The 5,728-nt window shown below is 44.0% G+C and carries 4 protein-coding genes and 1 pseudogene; 3 read left to right on the top strand and 2 right to left on the bottom strand.

Annotation, left to right across the window (positions count from 1 at the left end; genetic code table 11):
* A partial coding sequence (locus tag O9295_RS02805) for a DUF2887 domain-containing protein (RefSeq protein WP_288031530.1) occupies positions 1-228 on the bottom strand: 228 nt, incomplete at its 3' end.
* 338 nt (positions 229-566) lie between these two features.
* Between O9295_RS02805 and O9295_RS02800 the strand changes: the two genes are divergently transcribed.
* Complete coding sequence (locus tag O9295_RS02800; RefSeq protein ID WP_288031527.1) at positions 567-1,199, top strand: PEP-CTERM sorting domain-containing protein; 633 nt, start codon at positions 567-569, stop codon at positions 1,197-1,199.
* A 470-nt stretch (positions 1,200-1,669) separates the two neighbouring features.
* On the opposite strand, the gene O9295_RS02795 is transcribed toward O9295_RS02800, so the two are convergent.
* Positions 1,670-2,770 carry an alkene reductase gene (locus O9295_RS02795; RefSeq protein ID WP_288031524.1) on the bottom strand — a complete coding sequence of 367 codons (1,101 nt, stop codon included), beginning with the start codon at positions 2,768-2,770 and terminating at the stop codon, positions 1,670-1,672.
* 892 nt (positions 2,771-3,662) lie between these two features.
* Between O9295_RS02795 and O9295_RS02790 the strand changes: the two genes are divergently transcribed.
* Both O9295_RS02790 and O9295_RS02785 read left to right on the top strand, forming a co-directional pair.
* Positions 3,663-5,228, top strand: coding sequence for a B12-binding domain-containing radical SAM protein (locus O9295_RS02790; RefSeq protein WP_288031523.1), 1,566 nt, complete (start codon positions 3,663-3,665; stop codon positions 5,226-5,228).
* Positions 5,229-5,481: 253 nt separating this feature from the next.
* Positions 5,482-5,589, top strand: a pseudogene (locus O9295_RS02785) (DUF4277 domain-containing protein); the annotation flags it as partial.
* Positions 5,590-5,728 lie beyond the last annotated feature (139 nt).

The following is a 5,728-nucleotide window of genomic DNA, read 5'->3' as shown; positions in this document are numbered from 1 at the left end:
CTGATAAAAAGCCTCATCTTCTTGAAATTGTACCTCACAGAAGTAGATAGGAGTCTGGGGGTGATTATTTTGAGGCAGAAAGACTCCATCAAGACGAAAAGAAAGTTGTTTGACTTCCACTGAGTCAAAGCGGTAGTTATTTGCTTCGGTGATAGGGAGTTGAATTAATTCAAAGAAGATAGAGGGGAATGATTGAAAGAGTTGATAAAAAATCGTGTCAGTTTTCATGCTCTTATTTTATAGCACTACGCGCTAAGATTAGGACGTTTTGCTCACCCCTAACGCCCCTTAATAAAGGGGGGAATAAGGACCGACTTTAACCCCTAAAATAGCTCAATCTTAATCATTACTGATTAATTTAAGATGTTTCCTTGGCGAACCCTTCCAGTCTCTCCCTGATGGGCTTTTTTTCCAGATTCATCAATAAAAAACGGAGAATACTTGACAAATTCGGGGGGGGGGGGTAGAATGAGGCTGCTTATTGCTGTTAAGCAATGATTTATGGGGTATAACGAGCAATTTTTCCCCATTATTAGCCATGAAATTAACTTGTCAATTGATCAAAAATGACTAATCAACTGCTAAAAGCCCTTTGCCTTCCGGCGGTGACTTGTGCCGTTTTCAGTGCCATTCCCGCCCATGCTGCCATTTTTACCGCTACCTATACGGGTACTGTTGCAGCACCCACATCTTTACCCCTTGTCGATAACGTTAGTGTCGGTGATACTGCGGTTATCACCTATCAGCTTGACAATGGGGGAACTTCCCTGTTGAGCCAAACATGGAATGCCACTGACATTGTGACTGTCACCTTCAACTTTGGTAATGGAGCCCACGTTACCACCTTTAATCCTAATGGGGGTGATGGGTTGGATGGTACTACAGGAAGCTTTGTCACCAATGCCTCAGGACAGTTAACGGCTGTTCCTTTTGATTGGTCTGATTTCAATAATGTCAATGTCGTCTCAACCAATTCTACACAAACACCTATAGAATGGTACGTGAATGGGTTCAATGGCGTTTACTATACTGACCCAAATTATTATTACGAGGTCAATTTGACCAATGTAGAAGGTAACATCGATCCTGCTAACTGGACTATTCAACCTGCCCAGATACAGACAACCCCCGAACCAGGCACCCTTTTAGGTTTATTAGCGGTGGGTTCTCTGGGTTTATTGGCTCGCAAACGGCAATAAATGACCAATTCTGCGGTAAGGAAGGTTTAAAAGCCTTCCTTTTTGGTTAGGGAAAAAGGCGCTCTCGCTTATTGAATTTTGGCACATAATGGATAAGTAGCTAGACACAATTAATTACACATATCTAATACTAAGTAGGGTCTGCTGAAAAAGTACGGGCGAAGCATTCGGATAGAAAATCTCCGGTTTCACCGATAGGTTATTGCCCGAATGCTTCGCCCCTACAGAACGCGGGCCGATGAAGACGCAAGGTTTTGAACGACGATTCTCTCAAAATCTTGCACCTGTTTCGGAAGAAAAGCCCCAAAACCCTTACTTTGCCTACATTTCACATTTATTCAGCAAACCCTAAGTAGGTAGGTATTAAAAACTTTCAGATCCCCCCGTCTATCGGCACCCCCCTTATCAAGGGGGGCAGGGGGGATCAAACCTAAAATCCATTTTTAATTTAATTATAACCAGCTACTTAACTAGGGTTTATAACTGGGAAAATCGATATAACCTTCCTTGTCAAAAGAATACCAATCTTTCATCTCAGCATCGGGATTAAGAGGCCAATTATTGGCGAATCTTTCCACCAAATCGGGATTACTGATATAGGGGCGACCGAAAGCAATTAAATCCGCATCTCCTAACTGAATAGCGGCTTCAGCAGTTTCTTTTGTATAACCACAATTGCCGATTAAAGCACTATTAAAAACAGCCCGAAACTCGGATAAAAGCATCGGTTGACCCTTTTCATGAAAACCAAAAGCCAAGCCATCTAGCAGATGCAAATAAGCTAAATTGTACTCATTTAATCTTTGGGCAACATAGAGAAAAGTTTCTCGAAAATCCTCGGAACCCATGTCATTATAAACGCCATTGGGAGACAGACGCACCCCCACCCGATGACTGGGAAAAACAGTTAAAATTGCCTCGACTACTTCCTGTAAAAAACGATAGCGATTTGCCAAACTGCCACCGTACTTATCCTGACGCTGATTAGTGGCCGATTGTAGAAAAGTATCGATTAAATAACCATTAGCCCCGTGAATTTCTATGCCATCAAACCCCGCTAATTTTGCCCTCTGAGCGGCTTGGCGGTAATCGGCGACAATTGTGGGGATTTCCTCGGTTTCTAAGGCTCTAGGGGTCTCGTAGGGCTGTTTGCCGATGGGTGTATGCAACTCCCCCTTAATCTTAATTGCGGAAGGGGCAACGGGTAAAGCGCCATTTTCCTGAAAACTAGAATGAGAAGCGCGACCACAGTGCCACAATTGACAAAAAAGTGGTGTTCCTTTTCTTTGGGCGATTTTTGTCACCATTTGCCATGCTTGCGCTTGTTCATCGGTGTAGATACCGGGGGTATTTTGCCAACCGTTAGCTTGGGGAGAAATTACCGTCGCTTCCGTAATCATTAATCCCGCGCTGGCCCTTTGCCGGTAATACTCGGCCATTATCTCATTAGCAAGACGTTTTTCTCCGGCTCGCGCTCGCGTCATGGGAGCAAGCACAAGACGATTTTCTAAGTTTAAATCTCCCAATTTAAATTGACTTAAAAGAGCCAGGGAAGTAGTGAAGGAAGTCATCGAATTTGCCGATAGAGAGTTTAGGTTAATTTTACCGCAATTAGTTAAAACCAGACAATCACACCCGAGGATGATTGACTGGCTATCTGCGAGATTGTTCCTCTCCTAAGTGAGGAGAATTAATCGGGTCAATTAGCTGACTATAATTGATCTTGTTCATAAATAGGGTCTGCTGAAAAAGTTTTCCCTGGGGGCAGGGTGTGGGGTGTGGGGTGTGGGGTGTAGGGTTTTACCGATTTTCAGGTGGTCAACTACCTAATTTTCAGGGAAAAAGTCCCGGAATTTTCCCCTCAATCACTCCAATGGTCGGCACTTTTTGAGGTCAAAAAAGTCTAAAAGTATTATCCAACAAGGTTTTTATATTTATTCAGCAACCCCTAAATAGGACTATAATTACCAGTTATTTAATTTATTCATCTTCCAAAATTAAAGAGACATAAACTATATTTTATGGTAGTTGAGTCATGATGGTTCGGGATAAAATAGTGTAATTACGCTTATGTTTACCTGACCAGAAATAGTCATTGTCCAGAGGTCTAGTAACTGGTGTTTTTCCGATAAAACCGACTTCCTAGGGACTGAAACGAAACCCTTACTATTCGGTGCTTGCGAATTTTAAGAGGGTTTTTCAGAATCAGCATTTTTTAGGGAACCTACCCAAAAATACCCAAAAGAGGCACACAGCCCCCAGAGCGCGTTGATAAAAATGGGAAAACACAAGTTTTTAGCAAGCATCGTGCATTTAATTGTGCTAATCTCGAAAAAATGCGGTTTTTTCACGATTTATTTAGAACTAATTTATTAGTAAAAAAAGATGTTAAAACAGTCTTGATCGACTTGGGCTTTGTGGCTAGTATGTAAAGCATATAGCTTCTTCATTGGAGACACCTGAATGAAAGCCCTATTACTATGGCCGCTGATGCCCAACTCCTTTTGGTCCTATCAAGAGACTTTAAATCTAGCCGGCTTGAGAGCAACCAATCCGCCTCTGGGTTTAATTACGGTGGCGGCCCTGTTGCCATCGGATTGGGAAATCCGGTTTGTTGATCGCAATGTCCGATTAGAAACGGCTTCGGATTGGGAGTGGTGCGATTTGGTCATCATCTCCGCCATGATCATTCAGAAAAAGGACTTTCAAGAATTGATTGCCAAAGGGTTGCAGTTGGGTAAAAAAGTGGCTGTGGGCGGGCCTTACCCCACCTCCTATCCAGAAGTTGCCCAAAAAGCTGGGGCAGATTACCTGATTCTGGATGAAGGAGAACTGACAATCCCGCTGTTCCTGGCGGCCCTGGAGCGGGGTGAACCGAGTGGTGTCTTTAGAGCCAGTGAGAAACCAGATGTAACCATGACACCGATCGCCCGCTATGATCTACTAGATCTGGATGCCTATCTGGCGATTACCGTGCAGTTTTCTCGCGGTTGCCCCTTTCAATGCGAATTTTGTGACATCATCAACCTCTATGGCCGCAAACCTCGCACCAAAACCCCAGAACAAATGTTGGCTGAGTTGGAGACGTTATATCAACTGGGCTGGAGGCGCTACATTTTTGTTGTGGATGACAACTTCATTGGCAATAAGCGGAATGCCAAGGTGTTTCTGCGGGAGTTGATCCCCTGGATGGAGCAACACCAGTATCCCTTTAAACTGATTACGGAAGCTTCCCTTAATCTGGCCGAAGACAGTGAACTGATCGAGTTAATGGTCAAGGCCGGCTTTATGCTGGTGTTTATGGGGATTGAGACACCAGATACCGATAGCTTAATGGGCATTAACAAGGTTCAAAACACCCGCCAATCCCTGATCGAATCCTGTCACAAAATTACCCGCATGGGGCTGCAGATTATGTCTGGCTTCATTATCGGTTTTGACAATGAGAAACCTGGCGCAGGGCAGCGGATCAAAGATTTTATTATGGAGGCGAGTATTCCCCAGGGGCAGTTTAGCTTGCTCCAGGCACTGCAAAATACCGCCCTGTGGAATCGCCTGCAACGGGAAGGTCGTCTGGTGGATGGCATGGGCACTTTCCATCAGGGAGCCATGATGAACTTTGAGCCAACTCGCCCGGTGGAAGAGATTACCGAAGAATACATCGACGCTTTCTGGGAAATCTACGATCCTGTTAACTACCTGAAACGAACCTTCAACCATTTCATGATGATGGGGGGATGGCGCGGCAAATCGAACCGTAAATTAGATTGGCAACAGTGGCAATTGTTCCGTTCCTTGCTCTGGCGGCAGGGGATTGTCCGACCGACGCGGTTCCGTTTCTGGTGGCAACTGGCGGTGATTGCCTGGGTCAAGCCCCGTCTGGTAGAAGAGTATCTAGCGACCCTAGGGATAGGTGAGCATTTTTTTGCCTATCGCTATGAAGTAAGAGAACAATTGCTAAAACAACTAGCCGATTTGAAGCAACAGAAAGCAAGGGTAGCCCAGCTGGAAAAAACGCTCAAAAACTAGACAATATCGCCGACGAACAGTCATTTATCCCTAAACAGCGCTCTTGAATCCTACCCCAAAGTAGAGCAACAAAAAGCGAGTGGGGTTGTTTTACTGTCAAGTCAGGTAATCTGTCCCCACAATTCATTCAAACTTACATTCCGCACTTCAGTTTGTAACATAAAAAGTTACAAACAAGGGAAAAGACTAACTGAGTATTTATACTCAGAAATTCCTCGACCAAAACCTGAGATCATGAAAAAAAACACAAGAAATGTCTGCTTCAGCAGAAATACAAATTAAAAATATAGACCATTTAGGAATAGTGGCAGGACTAATTGATGAAATAGGAATAGTCGAAGTAATCAATGAAAAACTAGGTAGGGTTTGCTGAAAAAGTTTTTCCTAGGGGCAGGGTGTAGGGTGTGGGGTGTGGGGTGTGGGGTTTTACCGATTTTGAGGGGGTCAATTACCTAATTTTCAGGGAAAAAGTCCCTGAATTTACCCCTGATCACTCCCAT

The organism is Microcystis sp. LE18-22.4A, from assembly GCF_027531105.1.
GTDB classification, from domain to species: domain Bacteria; phylum Cyanobacteriota; class Cyanobacteriia; order Cyanobacteriales; family Microcystaceae; genus Microcystis; species Microcystis aeruginosa.
This window is presented reverse-complemented; position numbering and strand designations above follow the sequence as displayed.